The organism is Kitasatospora sp. NPDC004531, assembly GCF_053602195.1.
Window position 1 is genome coordinate 14,866 of sequence record NZ_JBSGDD010000046.1, and the last position, 17,796, is coordinate 32,661.

Annotated in this window: 15 protein-coding genes and 1 pseudogene; 6 read left to right on the top strand and 10 right to left on the bottom strand. The window is 71.9% G+C overall.

What is annotated here, in order from left to right:
• A pseudogene (locus ACWEMJ_RS19505) lies at positions 1-966 on the bottom strand (NTP transferase domain-containing protein).
• A gap of 10 nt (positions 967-976) precedes the next feature.
• Positions 977-1,972 carry an MBL fold metallo-hydrolase gene (locus ACWEMJ_RS19510; RefSeq protein ID WP_452138307.1) on the bottom strand — a complete coding sequence of 332 codons (996 nt, stop codon included), beginning with the start codon at positions 1,970-1,972 and terminating at the stop codon, positions 977-979.
• A gap of 248 nt (positions 1,973-2,220) precedes the next feature.
• Between ACWEMJ_RS19510 and manA the strand changes: the two genes are divergently transcribed.
• Positions 2,221-3,414, top strand: a complete 1,194-nt coding sequence (manA, locus tag ACWEMJ_RS19515; protein WP_452138333.1) for a mannose-6-phosphate isomerase, class I — start codon at positions 2,221-2,223, stop codon at positions 3,412-3,414.
• Here the strand turns inward: manA and ACWEMJ_RS19520 are convergent.
• Positions 3,411-3,968, bottom strand: coding sequence for an HD domain-containing protein (locus ACWEMJ_RS19520; RefSeq protein WP_452138308.1), 558 nt, complete (start codon positions 3,966-3,968; stop codon positions 3,411-3,413). The genes manA and ACWEMJ_RS19520 overlap by 4 nt on opposite strands.
• Before the next feature lie 106 nt (positions 3,969-4,074).
• On the opposite strand from ACWEMJ_RS19520, the gene ACWEMJ_RS19525 reads away from it, so the two are divergent.
• Positions 4,075-5,286, top strand: coding sequence for a GNAT family N-acetyltransferase (locus ACWEMJ_RS19525; protein WP_452138309.1), 1,212 nt, complete (start codon positions 4,075-4,077; stop codon positions 5,284-5,286).
• Positions 5,287-5,308: 22 nt separating this feature from the next.
• Here ACWEMJ_RS19525 and dnaB read toward each other — a convergent pair whose 3' ends face one another.
• The gene (dnaB, locus tag ACWEMJ_RS19530; protein WP_452138334.1) at positions 5,309-6,817 is read right to left on the bottom strand and encodes a replicative DNA helicase; all 1,509 of its coding nucleotides are present in this window, start codon (positions 6,815-6,817) and stop codon (positions 5,309-5,311) included.
• A 546-nt stretch (positions 6,818-7,363) separates the two neighbouring features.
• On the opposite strand from dnaB, the gene ACWEMJ_RS19535 reads away from it, so the two are divergent.
• Entirely contained in the window at positions 7,364-8,728 is a 1,365-nt protein-coding gene (locus ACWEMJ_RS19535; protein ID WP_452138310.1) for an MATE family efflux transporter, read from the top strand.
• 93 nt (positions 8,729-8,821) lie between these two features.
• On the opposite strand, the gene rplI is transcribed toward ACWEMJ_RS19535, so the two are convergent.
• The 4 genes from rplI to rpsF all read right to left on the bottom strand — a co-directional run bounded on the left by rplI (position 8,822) and on the right by rpsF (position 10,572).
• Positions 8,822-9,268, bottom strand: a complete 447-nt coding sequence (gene rplI, locus ACWEMJ_RS19540; protein WP_452138311.1) for a 50S ribosomal protein L9 — start codon at positions 9,266-9,268, stop codon at positions 8,822-8,824.
• Between the two features lie 17 nt (positions 9,269-9,285).
• Complete coding sequence (gene rpsR, locus ACWEMJ_RS19545) at positions 9,286-9,522, bottom strand: 30S ribosomal protein S18 (RefSeq protein WP_030457605.1); 237 nt, start codon at positions 9,520-9,522, stop codon at positions 9,286-9,288.
• 67 nt (positions 9,523-9,589) lie between these two features.
• Positions 9,590-10,180: a single-stranded DNA-binding protein gene (locus ACWEMJ_RS19550; RefSeq protein ID WP_452138312.1), complete on the bottom strand. Its 591-nt coding sequence runs from the start codon at positions 10,178-10,180 to the stop codon at positions 9,590-9,592.
• Positions 10,181-10,281: 101 nt separating this feature from the next.
• Complete coding sequence (rpsF, locus tag ACWEMJ_RS19555) at positions 10,282-10,572, bottom strand: 30S ribosomal protein S6 (RefSeq protein WP_035864400.1); 291 nt, start codon at positions 10,570-10,572, stop codon at positions 10,282-10,284.
• A 234-nt stretch (positions 10,573-10,806) separates the two neighbouring features.
• Here rpsF and ACWEMJ_RS19560 point away from each other — a divergent pair, with 234 nt between their 5' ends.
• From ACWEMJ_RS19560 to ACWEMJ_RS19570, 3 genes are all read left to right on the top strand, one after another.
• On the top strand, positions 10,807-11,112 hold the full coding sequence (locus ACWEMJ_RS19560; RefSeq protein ID WP_452138313.1) for a hypothetical protein: 306 nt from the start codon (positions 10,807-10,809) through the stop codon (positions 11,110-11,112).
• 189 nt (positions 11,113-11,301) lie between these two features.
• Positions 11,302-12,420, top strand: a complete 1,119-nt coding sequence (locus tag ACWEMJ_RS19565; RefSeq protein ID WP_452138314.1) for a lipid II:glycine glycyltransferase FemX — start codon at positions 11,302-11,304, stop codon at positions 12,418-12,420.
• A gap of 31 nt (positions 12,421-12,451) precedes the next feature.
• Positions 12,452-13,483, top strand: coding sequence for an alanine racemase (locus ACWEMJ_RS19570; RefSeq protein WP_452138315.1), 1,032 nt, complete (start codon positions 12,452-12,454; stop codon positions 13,481-13,483).
• A gap of 66 nt (positions 13,484-13,549) precedes the next feature.
• On the opposite strand, the gene ACWEMJ_RS19575 is transcribed toward ACWEMJ_RS19570, so the two are convergent.
• Positions 13,550-15,094, bottom strand: coding sequence for a glycosyltransferase family 87 protein (locus tag ACWEMJ_RS19575; protein WP_452138316.1), 1,545 nt, complete (start codon positions 15,092-15,094; stop codon positions 13,550-13,552).
• A 99-nt stretch (positions 15,095-15,193) separates the two neighbouring features.
• Positions 15,194-17,584 carry a transglycosylase domain-containing protein gene (locus ACWEMJ_RS19580; protein ID WP_452138317.1) on the bottom strand — a complete coding sequence of 797 codons (2,391 nt, stop codon included), beginning with the start codon at positions 17,582-17,584 and terminating at the stop codon, positions 15,194-15,196.
• Positions 17,585-17,796 lie beyond the last annotated feature (212 nt).

Consider the following 17,796-nt stretch of genomic DNA (forward strand, 5'->3'; position numbering starts at 1 on the left):
TCACCGCTCGGCCGAACCGTCCGTCGCGGCCGAGCCCCCCGTCTCGGCCGAGCCCTCCAAAGCGGCGGCGGCCCACCGCTCCGCCAGCGCAGTCGCCTTCGCCGACGCCTCGGCCACCGCCGCCGGCCCGCCCCCGTTCGACGCCGCCGCGTACCCCACCAGAAACGCCGTCAGCGGCGCCGCCGGCCGCTCCACGCCGTGCGCCACCACCCGGGTCATGTCCAACAGCCCCCGGACATCCACCGCCAGGTCCAGCCCCAGCTCGGCGGCGGCCGCGGCCATCCAGTCGTCCAATGTGCGCTCCATGACGCCCATGCTGCCCGATCCCGCCCGCCCCGGGCCCGCGTCACCGCCACCGCCACGCAGGCCGGCCCGGAGCGCCGCTCAGTTCTCCCCCGCCGCCCGCCGCCGCGCCGCCGCCAGCTCCTCCGGCGTGTCGCAGTCGAAGGACGCGCCCGCCGCGTCGGGCACCCGCACCAGGCGCAGCCCGTCGGTCAGGGTGCGCAGCGGACGGCCGGACGGATCGGCCGGCCCGGCGAGCGCCGCGCGCAGCGCGGCCGTGCGGTACGCGCCCGTCAGCGGCTGGTCGCGGCCCTCGGCGTCGACCAGCAGCGCCCCGTCCGCGTCACCGACGGCGGCCAGCAGGCGGCCCACCGTGCCGGTGTCGAGGAACGGCAGGTCGGCGGCGAGCAGCAGCACCAGTGGCGCCGTCACCTCGGGCAGTGCGGCGGCCACCGCCGCCAGCGGGCCGCCGCCCGGCGGGTCCTCGCGCAGCCACCGCACCCCGGTGTGCGCGGTGGCGCGCCGCGGCCCGACCACGACGGCCCGGCGGGCTCCCGCGCAGGCCGTCAGCACCCTCTCCAGCAGCGGCCGCCCACCGACCGTCAGGGCGGCCTTGTCCGCGCCGCCGAGCCGCCGGCCCGCGCCCCCGGCTGCCACCACCACGTCGAACCCCTCGTACGTCATCCGCGCAGTATCACCGCTCGCCCTCCGACGACGGACCGGAGCCCTCCTCCTCCGCCGGCTCCTCGACGATCTCCGCGTCGATGATGCCGTTGTCGGCGCCGTCGTCCTCGTGCGGAACGACCTGCGCGGCAGCCTGCGGCACGGCCCCCCGCTCGACGTTCGCCGCCGCGCCCAGCTCCAGGATGGCCGGCAGCGTCAGCCCCCCGTAGCGCTCGTTCACGGCCGTGGCCAGCGCCTCCGCGTCGTGCGGGTGGTCGGCCAGCGCTTGGTCGAAGTCGCGCAGGTACTCGGCGGTGAAGCCGATCACCCGGTGCGCGGCGTCGTCCATGCCGGGGGCGCGGTGCCCGGCGACGACCCGGTCGACGGCGAGGTCGGCGATCCGGCCCAGGTTGTGCGACCACTGGCCGCGGGCGGCCGGGTCGGTGTCGGCGGTCCACACGTGGGTGCCGTTGTAGACGAAGTCGCCCGCCACCACGGTGTGGATGCTCGGCACGAAGACCACCGTGGAGTCGGCGCAGTCGGCCTGGCCGAGCGGCAGGACCCGGATCAGCTGGCCGTCGATCATCAGCGGCTGGGGCAGCAGGGGCGCGGGCAGGCGCGGCCGGTCGGGGATGTCGTCGCCGTAGACCGGCTTCCACTGCGCGACCTTGGCCGCCGCGGTCTGCCGGATGCCCTCCACCACCGGGGGCGCGGCCAGCAGCTGGGCGTCCGGGAAGAGCCGCAGCACCTCGTCCGCGCCGAAGTAGTGGTCGGGGTGCTGGTGGGTGATCACGATGGCGAGCAGCTGCCGGTTCTTGCCCGCGATCCACTCGGCGAGCTCCCGGCCCGCGCTGCGGGTCAGTTGGGCGTCCACCAGGATCGCGGTGCGCTCGCCCATGATCAGACTGGAGGTGGCGAAGAACGCGGTCTCGGGGCCGGTGAAGACCTCGACCTCCAGCGGGCGGAACGGCGGCGCGGCACCCGCCCCACGGCCCTCGGCGTTCTCGTCGGGCGGCGACGCGGTCACGGCTGCTCCCCTGGTCGGTGTGTCGGTGGCGGGTCTGTTCGACCCCGGTTACCGTCCACCCTCTCCGGAAGACCCCTCCGACGCCGGGTTGACGCGCCCAGGAGAGTGATCACCGGGCGCCCACGGAACACCGGCCGGCCGGCTGCCGGGCACCATCCGACCACCAGGTGCGTCAGCTATTGTCGGTGGTCCTCGCGCACCGGCCGCCGCAGCGCACGCATGCCCGCACCTGCACCTGGGAGTACTTGATGGACCGGCTCGACAACACCGTCCGCGACTACGCCTGGGGGTCCGCCACCGCGATCCCCGAGCTGCTCGACCGGCCCGCCACGGGTGAGCCGCAGGCGGAGCTGTGGATGGGCGCCCACCCCGGCGCGCCCTCGGTGGTCGACCGCGGCAACGGCCCGGTGCCGCTCGACCGGCTGATCGCCGCCGACCCGGCGGCCGAACTCGGCGCCGCCGCCGTCGAACAGTTCGGCCCCACCCTGCCGTTCCTGCTGAAGGTGCTGGCCGCCGCCGTGCCGCTGTCCATCCAGGCCCACCCGACCCGCGCCGAGGCCCGGGCCGGCTTCGCCGACGAGGAGCGGCGCGGCATCCCGGTCGACGCGCCGCACCGCAACTACAAGGACGACAACCACAAGCCCGAACTGATCTGCGCGCTCAGCGAGTTCGAGGGCCTGTGCGGCTTCCGCACGCCCGCCGACGCGGCCGACCTGATGGCCTCCCTCGACGTGCCGGGCCTCCAGCCGCTGATCGACCTGCTGCGCACCAAGCCGGAGGCCGAGGCGCTGTCCGGCGCGCTCGCCGAGGCCCTCGCGCTGACCGACGAGCAGGGCCGCGCCACCGTGGACGCCGTGGCCCGCGCCGTCACCGCCGCCGCCCCGTCCGACCCGACCGGCGCGCTGGCCGGCTACGCCTTCGCCGCCGCCGAGTACCCGGGCGACGCCGGCCTGGTCGCCGCGCTGCTGCTCAACCACGTCCGCCTGCAGCCCGGCGAGGCGCTGTACCTCGGCGCCGGCCTGCCGCACGCGTACCTGCGCGGCACCGGCGTCGAGATCATGGCCAACTCCGACAACGTGCTGCGCTGCGGGTTCACCCCGAAGCACGTGGACGTCCCCGAACTGCTCAAGGTGGTGGCCTTCCAGGGCGGCAGCCCGGAGATCCTGCGCCCCGAGGCCGGCCCGGACGGCGAGCGGCTCTACCCGGTGCCGATCGACGAGTTCCGCCTCTCCCGCTACGACCTCGCCGAGCAGCCCGCCACCCTGCCCGGCGACGCCCCGCAGATCCTGCTCTGCACCGCCGGAACCGTCGAACTCGCTTCTGCCGGGCAGGTGTTGACGCTGCGACAGGGCGAGTCGGCGTTCCTGCCGGCGACCGGCGCGAAGACCGTGCTGACCGGCCCGGGCGCGACCGTCTTCCGCAGCACCGTCACGCTGGCCTAGGCGACCGGGAAGAGCGCCTGGTACGCCAGGCGCTCCTGGGCGCCGTCGCCGATCCCGGTGAGCAGCTCGTCCAGCGCGAGGAACACCTCCCACCGCTCGCCGCCGCCCGCCCCGGCCAGGGCGGTGACCAGCAGGTCCTCCAGGTCCGCCACCCGCTTGTTCTTCCACGCCTTGTCGGCCAGCGACACCAGCAGGTCCTCCACGGGCGACTGCGGACCCCACTCGGCATGGCCGGCCGCGAATCGGGCCAGCTCCGGGGCGACGCCCGCCACCAGCAGCAGCTCCCGGCCGGCCGGCTCGTGCCGGGAGCCGGGGGCGGACAGCTCCGCCCGGTGCACGGTCTTGCCGATGTCGTGGGTGGCCGCGCCGAACAGCACCGCCGCCCGGTCGAACTCCAGCGCCGGGCAGAGCGCCGCCACCCCGTCCACCAGCCGCACCGCCACGTCGTGCACCAGCCGCAGGTGCGCCAGCAGCCGCGGCGGCACCGCCAACTCGGCCAGCAGCGGCAGCACTTCGTCGGGCAGCGGGCACAGCCGCAGATCGTCCTGGTCCATCACGGCAGGCGACGCTACCAGCCGCAAAATCGCTTGACCCGGGGGCGGCACGCCGCATGCACTGGGGCCGGAAACCGGCCGTCCAGTGCGGGGAGGCAGCACAGCCATGGAGATCCGATCCACCACCGAGCAGGACCTCGGTGTCTTCGTCGACACCGTGTTCGCCGCGTTCGGCAAGCACCCCACCGAGCCGGCCGAGGACGGCAGCGGCGTCTGGTGGTCGGCGCTGGAGGCCGAACGCGGACTGCTCGCCCTCAGCGACGAGGGGCGGCCGATCGGCACCGCGTGCGCCTACTCCTTCGAACTGACGCTGCCCGGCGGGGCGACCCTCCCGGTGGGCGGGATCTCCTGCGTGGGCGTGCTGCCCTCGCACCGGCGGCAGGGCGTGCTCACCGCGATGAAGCGGCGTCAACTCGCCGACCTGCGCGAACGCGGCGAGCCCATGGCGGTGCTGCTGGCCTCCGAGGCGGTGATCTACCGGCGCTTCGGCTACGGCCCGGCCACCTACACCCGGCGGCTGACCGTCCCCCGGCACCGGGCGGAGCTCGCCCCGCCCCGGGCCGGCCAGGAGGCGACCGGCACGGTGGAACTGCTCCGGCTCAGCGACTGCCGCGACCTGGTGGAAGAGCTCTACGACCGCTACCGCCGCCTCCAGCCCGGCGCGGTCTCCCGCCCGCCGCTGTGGTGGTCCCGCCGGGCCGGGCACCCGCCGACCGCCCCCACCCAGCGCTGGATCGCCCTCCACCGGGACGCCGACGGCACCCCGACCGGGTACGCCCCCTACTCGCTCGACGACTCCCAGGCCATGCTGGTCGACGAGATCATCAGCCTCGACGACGCCGCGTACACCGCGCTGGCCCGCTACCTGCTCGGTCACGACCTGGTCACCGAGATCGCCTTCCGGCACTTCCCGACCGGGAGCCCGCTGCGCTGGCAGCTGGCCGACTTCAACGCCGGCTCGCTCACCAACGAGACCGACTGGCTCTGGGTGCGGCTGCTCGACATCCCGCGCGCCCTCACCGCCCGCAGCTGGTCGGCGGATGGCGAACTCGTCCTGGACGTCGACGACCCGTTCCTCGGCGAGCACACCCGCCACCTGCTGACCGTCCGCGACGGCCGGGCCGAATGCACCCCCACCGACCGCGAGCCCGACCTGTCGATGGACATCAGCGACCTCGGCTCGATCTACCTCGGCGGCACCACCCCCACCACCCTCACCCGAGCCGGCCACCTCCGCGCCCACCACCCGGCCGCCGCCCCCCGCGCCGACGCCATGTTCCGCGCCGACCGCGAACCCCACTGCCTGCACTGGTTCTGACCGCCCACCGGCCGACCGGCCGTCAGGTCACGTCGCGGGTCATGTCCACGAAGCGCGAGTAGTGGCCCTGGAAGGCGACGGTGATGGTGGCGGTGGGGCCGTTTCGGTGCTTGGCGACGATCAGGTCCGCCTCGCCGGCCCGCGGGGACTCCTTCTCGTAGGCGTCCTCGCGGTGCAGCAGGATGACCATGTCGGCGTCCTGCTCGATCGAGCCGGACTCGCGCAGGTCGGAGACCATCGGCTTCTTGTCGGTGCGCTGCTCGGGGCCTCGGTTCAGCTGGGAGAGCGCGATCACCGGGATCTCCAGCTCCTTCGCCAGCAGCTTCAGGTTCCGGGACATGTCCGAGACCTCCTGCTGGCGGCTCTCCGCCCGCCGCGAACCGCCGGACTGCATCAGCTGCAGGTAGTCGATGACCACCAGCCGCAGGTCGTTGCGCTGCTTGAGGCGGCGGCACTTGGCGCGGATCTCCATCATCGACAGGTTCGGCGAGTCGTCGATGTACAGCGGCGCCGCGCTGACCTCGGGCATCCGCCGTGCCACCCGCGTCCAGTCGTCGTCCGTCATGTTGCCGGAGCGCATGTGGTGCAGCGCCACCCGGGCCTCGGCCGACAGCAGGCGCATGGCGATCTCGTTGCGGCCCATTTCGAGCGAGAAGATCACGCTCGGCAGGTTGTTGTGGATCGAGCAGGCCCGGGCGAAGTCCAGCGCCAGGGTGGACTTGCCCATCGCGGGGCGGGCCGCGATGACGATCATCTGGCCGGGGTGCAGGCCATTGGTGAGCTGGTCGAAGTCGGCGAAGCCGGTGGGGACGCCGGACATCTGGCCGGAGCGGGAGCCGATCGCCTCGATCTCGTCGAGGGCGCCCTCCATGATGTCGGCCAGCGGCGCGTAGTCCTCGTTGGTGCGCTGCTCGGTGACGGCGTAGATCTCGGCCTGCGCGGCGTTGACGATGTCGTCGACGTCGCCCTCGGCGGCGTAGCCCATGCCGGCGATCCGGGTGCCGGCCTCGACCAGGCGGCGCAGCACGGCGCGCTCGTGGACGATCTCCGCGTAGTACTCGGCGTTGGCCGCGGTGGGGACGGAGTTGACCAGGGTGTGCAGGTAGGAGGCGCCGCCGACGCGGACCAGTTCGCCGCGCTTGGTGAGCTCGCCGGCCACCGTGATCGGGTCGGCGGGCTCGCCGCGGGCGTAGAGGTCGAGGATCGCCCCGTGGATCAGCTCGTGCGCGGGCCGGTAGTAGTCGGCGGGCTTGAGCACCTCGACCACGTCGGCGATGGCGTCCTTGGACAGCAGCATGCCGCCCAGCACGGACTGCTCCGCCGCCAGGTCCTGCGGGGGGACGCGCTCGAAGCCCTCGGAGCCGCCGATGCCGCCCTCGCCGTCACGGTCGCGCCGCTCGCCCTTGCCGGGGAACCGGTCGCCCCGGCCGCCGCCGTCGCGACGCTGGAAACCGCCGCCCTGCCCGCCGGAGCCGCCCGCGGCGCCGTTGCTGTTCGCCCGGCGGGCGACCGGGAGCCGGTCGCCCGGCACGTCGGGGAAGGCGTCGAGCGGGAAGGCGTCGTCGGACGGCTGCCAGTCGTCCTCCGGAGGCGGCGGGGCGTCGTGGTCGTCGTACTGGGGGCCGGTCACGCGTGTTCCCCGTTCAGCGGTTGGTGCGAGTTGGTGCGGGCCTGTCCGGTGGTGGCGCTCGGTCTTTCCTACGCCACCGGGCCGACAGTTCCGGCCGTGTGCGGGGCGGTGTCGCGCGGGCACCGAAGGTCTGGTCCTGAGCCACGGTACGGGGGGCCGGGCGGTTCCTCCAAGACGGTTATCCACAGGCCATGTGGACAACCGTCCGCAGGCTGTGGAGAACCCCCGGAAAGCTGTGCACAACCCTGTGGACACCGCTGTGGATAACCACACGATCGCCCCGGTGTCAAACCGCTGACCTGCGAGGACCTCATCCACGGCCTGTGCATGAGAAATTCTTCACACGGCCCGGGAGGAAGCCGCCCGGCTGTTCGATCGACCGTTCGATCCACCGTCCGTCCACAGGTCCGGTAAGAACCAAAAGGCGCTAGCACTTATTACCTGTGGATGAGTAGGGTGAACACCATGCCCGCGACGCCCGCCCGTCCCGCCCCCGCCCGCGAACGCCGCCGCCACGACCGCGAGATCCTCGCCCTGGCGGTGCCGGCCTTCGGCGCGCTGGTCGCCGAACCGCTCTTCCTGATGGCCGACTCCGCCATCGTCGGCCACCTCGGCACCGCCCAGCTGGCCGGCCTCGGGATCGCCTCCGCCGCCCTCGCCACCGCCGCCGGGATCTTCGTCTTCCTCGCCTACGCCACCACCGGGGCGGTCGCCCGGCGGCTCGGCGCGGGCGACCGCCGGGGCGCCGTCCAGCAGGGCATCGACGGGATCTGGCTGGCCCTGATCCTCTCCGCCGGCATGGTCGTGCTCACCCTGGCCTTCGCCCCGCAGGCCGCCCAGCTGCTCGGCGCCTCCCCCACCGCCGCCCCGTACGCCGTCACCTACCTGCGGATCAGCGCCCTCGGCGTGCCCGCCATGCTGCTGGTGATGGCCGCCACCGGCGTGCTGCGCGGCTTCCAGGACACCCGCACCCCGCTGCTGGTCGCGATCGGCGGGTTCACCGCCAACCTGCTGCTCAACCTCGGCCTGGTCTACGGCGCCGGCCTCGGCGTGGCCGGCTCCGCCTGGGGCACCGTGATCGCGCAGAACGCGATGGCCGCGGTGTACGTGGCCGTGGTGGTCCGCGGCGCCCGCCGGGAGGGCGCGAGCCTGCGGCCCGACCGCGCCGGCATCAAGGCCTCCGCCCGGACCGGCGGCCCGCTGGTGGTGCGCACCCTGAGCCTGCGCGCCGCCCTGCTGCTCGCCACCGCGGTGGCCGCGAACCTGGGCGACACCGAGATCGCCGCCCACCAGATCACCATGACCATCTGGTCGTTCATGGCCTTCGCGCTGGACGCGGTGGCGATCGCCGGGCAGGCCATCATCGGCCGCTACCTGGGCGCGGGCGACCTCCCGGGCACCCGGGCGGCGACCCGCCGGATGATCGAGTGGGGCGTCGGCGCGGGCGTGCTGCTGGGCCTGCTGATGGTGCTGGCCCGGCCGCTGTACATCCCGCTGTTCACCGACGACCCGTCCGTGCGGGGCCAGCTGTCCACCGTGCTGCTGCTGGCGGCGCTGACCCAGCCGATCGGCGGCCTGGTGTTCGTCCTGGACGGCGTCCTGATGGGCGCCGGCGACGGCGGCTTCCTGGCCTGGGGCATGCTCGGCGCGCTGCTGCTGTTCGTCCCCGCCGCACTGGCGGTGCCCGCGCTGGGCCTGGGCCTGGCCGGGCTGTGGTGGGCGATGAACCTGTTCATGGTGGCCCGGGCCGCGGTGCTGTCCGGCCGGATACGCACCGGCCGCTGGATGGTCACCGGCGCGGTCCGCCCGTAAGGGCCTGTCCGACCGGACAGGCCCTGGGCCCGCACGGCGAAGGGGCCGGACTCCGAGTGGAGTCCGGCCCCTTCGTCAGCTCAGCGGCCGAAATCAGGCAGCGACGACGGCGACGTCGAGGTTGGCCTGAACGTCCGAGTGCAGCTTGACCGAGACCTTGTGGGTGCCCACGGTCTTGATCGGCGAGGCGATCGCGACGGCGCGCTTGTCCACGGCCGGGCCGTTGGCGGCCTTGATGGCCTCCACGACGTCGGCCTGGGTCACCGAGCCGAACAGGCGGCCGGCGTCGCCGGAGCGAACGGCCAGCTTGACCTGCAGGCCCTCGAGCTGGGCCTTGACCTCGTTGGCCGCCTCCAGGGTCTGGATGGCGTGGATCTTCCGGGCGCGACGGATGGCGTCGACGTCCTTCTGACCGCCCTTGGTCCAGCGGATGGCGAAGCCGCGCGGGACCAGGAAGTTGCGGGCGTAGCCGTCCTTGACCTCGACGACCTCGCCGGCGCTGCCGAGGCCGGGGACCTCGTGAGTGAGGATGATCTTCATTGTTCGGTCACCCTCTCTTAGCGCGTGGTGGAGGTGTAGGGCAGCAGGGCCATCTCACGGCTGTTCTTCACGGCCGTGGCGACGTCACGCTGGTGCTGGGTGCAGTTGCCGGTGACCCGGCGGGCACGGATCTTGCCGCGGTCGGAGATGAACTTCCGCAGCAGGTTCGTGTCCTTGTAGTCCACGTAAGTGGCCTTGTCCTTGCAGAAGACGCAAACCTTCTTCTTCGGCTTGCGAGCAGGCGGCTTCGCCATTGTGTGCTCCGTTAAGTACGAGATCTGTCAGCGTTGCCGGACCCGCGAGGGGCCCGGCACGCACCGCTTAGAACGGGGGCTCTTCCGAGTAGCCGCCACCGGACGGGGCACTGCCCCAGCCGCCGCCCTGGTTGCCACCGGACGGGGCGCTGGACGCCCACGGGTCGTCGGACGGGCCGGACTGGCCGCCGCCGGAGTTTCCACCCCAGCCGCCGCCACCCTGCTGGCCGCCGCCGTACCCGCCGCCCTGCTGGCCGCCGCCGAAGCCACCACCGCCGCCGGGACCGCCGGAGCGGTTGGCGCGGGTGACCTTGGCGGTCGCCGAGCGCAGGCTCGGGCCGACCTCATCGACCTCGACCTCGAAGACCGTCCGCTTCTCGCCTTCCTTGGTCTCGTAAGACCGCTGGCGCAGTCGGCCCTGCACGATGACGCGCATGCCGCGCTGCAGCGACTCGGCCACGTTCTCCGCCGGCTGACGCCAGACGTTGCACGTGAGGAAGAGGCTCTCGCCGTCCTTCCACTCGTTCGTCTGACGGTCGAAGGTGCGCGGGGTCGACGCGATGCGGAACTTGGCCACCGCGGCGCCCGACGGAGTGAAACGCAGCTCGGGGTCGTCGACGAGGTTGCCGACGAGGGTGATGACGGTCTCGCCTGCCATGTGGTGATGACCTCTCGGAAAGAAGTTCTGCGGTGCTCGTCAGCGGTGTTCCACGTGGAACACCGGACGCGAGCCCTCCGGCATCAATGCCGGAAGTGGGCTCAGTGGGTGTCCGGGCGCAGGACCTTGGTCCGCAGAACCGACTCGCTCAGGCTGAGCTGGCGGTCGAGCTCCTTGACGACCTCGGGCGTGGCCTTGAGGTCGATGACCGAGTAGATGCCCTCGGACTGCTTGTTGATCTCGTACGCCAGGCGACGACGGCCCCAGGTGTCGATCTTCTCGACCTTGCCGCCGCCGGTGCGGACGACGTTGAGGAAGCCTTCGATCAGGGGGGCGACAGCGCGCTCCTCGACCGACGGGTCGAGGATGACCATCAGCTCGTAGTGACGCATGTGAACCCACCTCCTTTGGACTCAGCGGCCACGGTCTCTCCGTGGCAGGAGGGTTGTGCGCGTCGGCACCGGGTCGGGGCGTGCGGGCACGCCTCTACACCAGTGCAGAGGGGCCAGCCTACCGGGTGAGCCGACCGACGGACAAAACGCCGGGTCCTCGCGGTTGCCGATCGGGGCACATCGGTCGCAATCTGGACAGAACGAACGTTCCCTCCACCACAGGAGGTGGGTCCTATGGCGCAGAACGTCCACCGGCCGCAGTTCACCCTCAACACCGACGGCAAGCCGCACCCCAAGGAGAACGCCCTCGTCGGCGTGACCCTGCTGCTCGGCGCGGTCGCCTTCATCACCTCGTTCTTCTACCACCTGCATCTGCTCAGCTCGTGGACCGGACTGGCCGGGATCATCACCGGAATGATCGGCCTGTTCGTCTCGGTTACCACTGCGGAGCGCTTCCTGGTGGTGATCGGGACGGGCGCCGCCGCATTCGGACTCTTCCTCGGCGTGGCTCACGGAGGACTCTTCGGGGGCGTGTGGTGACCACCGCGCGCGACGGAGCCGGGTGAACCCGGCAACGGGCGCGCAACCTCCTCGGCCCTCCCGGCGTAGTACCTGTGCCAGCAGGTGCGTACGGGAGGGCACAACCATGTCGGACCGCTTCCCCACCGAATCGGACCATTCGGGCGATAGGGTCACCTTGGGTAAGTCTGACGAGGAGGAGCACGGAGCATGAGCCTGCGTCTGCGGACGATCACGCGCAAGGAACACCTGGCCTTCGTGGAGAGCAGGCCCTCTGCCAGCCACATGCAGGTGCCGTCCTGGGCGGACGTCAAGGCGGAGTGGCGCGCCGAGAGCCTCGGCTGGTTCGACGACGCCGACGAGATGGTCGGCGCCGCGCTGGTGCTCTACCGCCAGCTCCCGAAGGTGAAGCGGTACCTGGCGTACCTGCCGGAGGGCCCGGTCATCGACTGGTTCGACCCGGACCTGGACCGCTGGCTGAAGCCGATGCTGGCGCACCTGAAGTCGCAGGGCGCCTTCTCGGTGAAGATGGGCCCGCCGGTGGTGGTCCGCCGCTGGGAGGCCCCCACCATCAAGGAGGCGATCGCCGGCAAGCAGGCCAAGCGCCTGCGGGACGTCGAGCCCGACTGGTCCGAGCCGCGCGCCCTGGAGGCCGCCGAGCGCCTGCGCCGCTCCGGCTGGCTGCAGGGCGAGGACGGCGGCGCGGGCTTCGGCGACGTCCAGCCCCGCTACGTCTTCCAGGTGCCACTGGCCAACCGCTCGCTGGACGACGTCCAGCGCGGCTTCAACCAGCTGTGGCGACGCAACATCAAGAAGGCCGAGAAGAGCGGCGTCGAGGTGGTCCAGGGCGGCTACGACGAGCTCGCGGTCTTCCACAAGCTGTACGTGGTCACCGCCGAGCGCGACCACTTCACCCCGCGCCCGCTGTCCTACTTCCAGCGGATGTGGAAGGCCCTCACCGCCGAGGACCCCAACCGGATGCGGCTCTACCTCGCCTACCACGACGGCGAGGCGCTGGCCGCGACCACCATGCTCACCGTCGGCGAGCACGTCTGGTACTCCTACGGCGCCTCCGCGAACCACAAGCGCGAGGTCAAGCCGTCCAACGCCATCCAGTGGCGCATGATCCGCGACGCGTACGCGCTCGGCGCGAGCGTCTACGACCTGCGCGGCATCAGCGACACGCTGGACGAGAACGACCACCTGTTCGGCCTGATCCAGTTCAAGGTCGGCACCGGCGGACAGGCCGCGGAGTACCTCGGCGAGTGGGACTACCCGCTCAACAAGCTGCTGCACAAGGCGCTCGACCTGTACATGTCGCGGCGCTGAGCTCACGTCGGAATTTTTCGGGGAGAACGCGATGACCTTGACGATGTACGTGGACGGCGGCCGCTGGCGGGCGCACCAGCACGGGCTGCTGGCCGAGTTCCCCGGGCTGGTCCCGGTCGCCAAGGGCAACGGCTACGGCTTCGGGAACCGTCGGCTCGCCGAGGAGGCCGCCCGGCTGGGCAGCCCCCTGCTGGCCGTCGGCACCGCGGACGAGGCGGCCGAGCTGGCCGACGTCTTCCCCGGCGACCTGCTGGTGCTCACCCCGTACCGGGCCGGCGAGCCCGACACCGAGCTGCCCGCCGACCGGGTGGTGCGCACCGTCGCCCACCCGGAGGCGCTGGCCGCGCTGCCCGCCTGCAGCCGCGTGGTCATCGAGTGCATGACCAGCATGCGCCGGCACGGTGTCCGGCTCGGCGATCTGGCCCAACTGCCGCACAGCCACCTGGAGTTGGAGGGCTTCGCGCTGCACCTGCCGCTGGACCGGCCGGACGGCTCGGACCCGGTGGACGAGGTGACCGGCTGGGTCCGGGCCCTTGAGGCCGCCGACCTGCCCACCCACACCGTCTACCTCAGCCACCTGGCCGCCAAGGACGTCCAGCGGCTGGCCGAGCGCCACCCGGACACCGAGTTCCGCTCCCGGATCGGCACCCGGCTGTGGCTGGGCGACGTGTCCGCGCTGTCCTCCCGGGCCACCGTCCTGGACGTCACCCCGGTCGAACGCGGCGAGCGCTACGGCTACCGGCAGCACAAGGCCCCGTCCGACGGCCACCTGCTGGTGGTGGCGGGCGGCACCGCGCACGGCGTTGGCCTGGAGGCCCCGAAGTACGTCAACGGGATCCTGCCGCGCGCCAAGGGCCTGGCCCGGGCCGGCCTGGCCACCATGAACCGGACGCTCTCCCCGTACACCTGGCAGGGCAAGCAGCTGTGGTTCGCCGAGCCGCCGCACATGCAGGTGTCGATCCTGTTCCTGCCCGGCGAGCTCAAGGCGCCCGCCGTCGGCGACGAGCTGGCGCTGACCATCCGCCACACCACCACGCACTTCGACCGGGTGGTCGAGCGCTGAGGCGCCGCCCGGGAACGACGGAGCCCGCCCCCTCTCTCCGAGGGGGCGGGCTCCGTCGTTCCGCGGCTACTTCTGCTGCGGGTCCGGCGCGGTCTCGACCAGCCAGTCCGCCTCGCCGTGCGGCGCGAACCCGGCGTAGCTCTCCTCCTCGCGCAGCCCCCGGGCGGAGCCCAGCACGAACCGGTCCGGGGCGCCGTCCAGCACACCCCCGGACGGGTCGTCGCTGCCGTCCCAGCGCACCGGGTCGCGGTCCGGGTAGAGGATGTCGCGGACCACCAGGTAGCAGATGTACAGGGTGCCGACCAGGTGCAGCGCGATCGTGAAGTGGTACCACTGCAGGTCGATGCCGTGGTGCTTGCCGTCGCCGTTGTAGGCCAGGTACGACCAGATGCCGAGGAAGTACAGCACCTCGCAGGTCTGCCAGATCAGGAAGTCCCGCCAGCGCGGCCGGGCCAGCACCGCCAGCGGGGTCAGCCAGAGCACGTACTGCGGCGAGTACACCTTGTTGGTCAGCACGAACGCGGCGACCACCAGGAAGGCCAGCTGGGCGAAGCGCGGCCGGCGCGGGGCGCTGATCGCCAGCCAGCCGATCGCCAGGCAGCTGAGCACCAGCAGGACGGAGATCCAGGTGTTCAGGCTCTCCAGGTGCCGGCCGTCGCGCACCGCCTGCATCAGGATCAGCCAGAACGAGCCGTAGTCCTCGGTGCGCACCTGGCTGAAGCTGTAGAAGGTCAGCCAGCCCTTCCAGTTCGCCAGCATGATCGGCACGTTGACGATCAGCCAGGAGCCGGCCGCACCGCCGAACACCAGCCCGAAGTCCCGCCACTTGCCGGTCCGCAGGCACAGCACCAGCAGCGGGCCGAGCAGCAGCAGCGGATAGAGCTTGGCGGCGGTGGCCAACCCGATGAACACACCCGCCAGCACCGCCCTGCCGCCGGCCCAGTACGCCATCGCCACGGCGGCCAGCGCCACCGCCAGCAGGTCCCAGTTGATGGTGGAGTCCAGCGCCAGGCACGGCGCCAGCGCGAACAGCAGCGCGTCCCACGGGCGGCGGCGGTGGGTGCGGGAGACGGCGACCACCGCGATCACCGCGCAGATCAGCAGCATGCCGGCGTTGACCAGCCAGAACCACTGCTCGCGGCTCATCATGTCGCCGTTGTGGGTGGTCAGCCAGGCCGCGATCTGGATGAACAGACCGGTCAGCACCGGGTACTCCAGGTACTGCATGTCCGCCGAGCCCTGCGGGATCGGGTCCAGGTACGGCCGGCTGCCGTCCGCGAAGCCGCGCGCCGAGAACAGGTGCGGGATGTCGCTGTAACAGGCGTGCGTGTACTGGCTGGTGGCGCCGAAGAACCAGCCGTCGCTGTAGCACGCGGCCTTCTGGAACAGGCCCAGCAGGAAGACGACGACGACCGTCACCGCGAGGAACCTGGCGGGCGTCCACCAGGACACCCCGAGCAGCGCCCGACGCCCGGGAGGGCCGCCCAGCAGCTCGCTGCCGGCCTCCGCGACCGGGTCCTCGTCCGCGGGCACCACCACGGTGTTGGGCAGCGGCCCCGCGGCCGGAGCCGGTCCGGGCGCTGAGGTCTCGTCACGCAGGCTGGACGTCATGGCGCACATACTGCCGCACCCTCGCCCGCAACCGAAGAGGGGCACAGGATCGCCGTTCGCGATCCGGTGCCCCTCTGTCCGGGTATCGGGTGGTGCGCCCTACTGGCCCATCAGCCCGACCAGGTTGCCCGCGCCTCCGCCGCCCGGCGGCGCGCTCGGACTGCCGCTGGCGCTCTCACTCGGGCTCTTGCTCGGCCTGGACGACCGGCTCGGCCCGCCGCAGTTGCCGGTGCCCGGCTGGCAGGTCGAACTGCCGCTCGCCGACGGCGAGTTCGAGCCCTCCGGGGAGTGCGTGGTGGTCGGCTCGGTGGAGGTGCTCGGCTGCTCCACGGGCGCGGAGGACGAAGCCGACGCGGGAGCCGACGGGCTGACCGGCGCGCCCGAGGAGTCCACCTGGGTGCCCCACGGCGCGGGGTTCGGGAAGTCCTGGATCGGCTTGTCCTTCAGGACGATCTTCATGTAGCGGGTGAAGATGTCGGTCGGGAAGTCACCACCGTGCACGGACTCGTGGCTCGCGGTGCCGTTCAGCGACAGCAGCTTGGGGTTGCCCGCCTCCTCGCGCCACATGCCGACCGCGGTGGACAGCTCCGGGGTGTACCCCACCCACCAGGCCGAGGTGCCGGCGTCGGTGGTGCCGGTCTTGCCCGCCACCGGCCGTCCGAGCGTGTTGGTCTTCTTGCCGGTGCCGTTCTTCGCCACGTTCTCCAGCACGTCGGTGATGTTGTCGGCGACCGCCTGCTCCAGCACCTTCTTCGGCTGGCTCTTGGTGAAGTTCGGCAGCTCCTGGCCGTCGGCGAGCACCTTCGACACCGAGTACGGGTCGTGCTGCTGACCGCGGGCCGCGAACACCGAGTAGGCCGAGGCCATCCGGATCGAGCTCGGGTGCGAGGTGCCCAGCGGGAAGGTGATGGTCGAGGACGGCTCCAGGCTGCTGGGCAGGATGCCCAGTTCGATGGCCATCTTCTCCACGGTCTTGCCGCCGACGTCCTGGCCGAGCTGCACGAACGGGACGTTGTACGAATTCTGCATGGCCTTCTTCAGCGACACGTAGCCGGGCGTGCCCGGGCCGTCGTTGCGCTGCTTGTACGGCTTGCCGTCGTCGCCGGTCAGCGGCTTGCCGTCCTTGGAGTAGATCGGCGACAGGTTGTCCGCGAGGTACAGCGAGTCCGGGTTGATCTGGGTCGGCTGACCGCTGGTGCTCTTGGTCTGCACGCCGTACTGCATCGCGGCGGCCAGCACGAACGGCTTGAAGGTCGAGCCGACCGGGACCTTGGAGTCCGCGTTGTTGCTGTAGTGGCCCTTCTCGATGCCGTCGCCGCCGTAGAGCGCCACGATCGCACCGTTGCTGGGGTCCACCGAGGCGGCGCCGACCTGGACGAACTTGTCGGCCTCGCGCTTGGACGTGTCCAGCGACTCGCTCTTGACCTGGTCCACGGCCGTCTTCAGGGCATCCACCTTGTCCTTCTCGAAGGTGGTGTAGATCTGGTAGCCGCCGCGGTTCAGCTTGGCCTCGGTGATGCTCTTGTCCTTGGCCATGACGAACTGGTTGGCGGTCTCCACCAGGTAGTAGACCTCGCCCTGCATGCTGACCGGGGCCTTCACCTCGATCGGCTCCGGGAACTTCGGCCCGCACTTGGCGCGCTCCTCGGCGGTGATCGCCTTGGTGACCACCATCCGGTCCAGGACGTACTCCCAGCGCTCCTGCATCCGGTCGTGGTTGGCCTGGTTCAGGGTCGGGTCGTACAGCGCCGCACCCTTCAACAGGCCTGCCAGCATGGCGCCCTGACAGACGTCCACCTTGCTGGCGTCTACCCCGTAGTAGGCCTGCGCGGCGGCCTGGATGCCCGTCGCGCCGCGGCCGTACCAGCTGGTGTTCAGGTATCCGGTGAGGATCTCGTCCTTGTCGTCCGCGATCTTCAACGCGATGATGAATTCCTTGGCCTTGCGGCTGAGCGTCTGCTCCTGCGACAGGTAGACGTTCTTCACGTACTGCTGCGTGATGGTCGAGCCGCCCTGGGTCTCGCCGCCGGTCGCCATGTTGTAGACGGCGCGGGCGATGCCCTTGGGGTCGATGCCGCGGTCGGTGCGGAAGGTCTCGTTCTCGGCGGCTATCACCGCGTCCTGCGCCGGGCGGCTGATCTGCGAGAGCTCCACCCACTGCTTGTTGGTGTCGCCCTTGCGGGCCATCTCGGTGCCGTCGGCCCAGTAGTAGATGTTGTTCTGGAGCTTGATGGAGTCCTTCGCGTTCGGCACCGGTACCAGCGCGAACGCGGCGCCTATCGCGGCCACGCCGCCGCCGAAGAAGATCAGGAACAGGCTCAGCAGCTGCTTCCAGGACGGCATCCAGCGCTTGAAGCCGGACTTGCCGAAGCGCGGGTAGTCGATCAGCCGCTTCTTGCCTGGTTTGCCGTTGCGGCCGTCGCTCCGACCGTTCGGCGGGCCGTCCGAACGGCCGCCGCCACCACCGCCCTTGCGGCCCTGCTTGCGCATCTCCGCCCGGGTCAGCCGGGGCTGCTGGGCAGTCTCCCGGGGACCACGACGAGGGCCGGGGCCCGGCCCGGGACCGCCCGGGCCGCCGGGCGCCGACTCGCGCGCGTAGTCGGGTGCGCCCTCGACCGGGCTGCCGTAGGCATACGGACGCCCGGCGGACGCCCGCCTGGAGGGCGGCTGCTCGCCCCCGGGGTTGGCCGACCTTCGCCGGT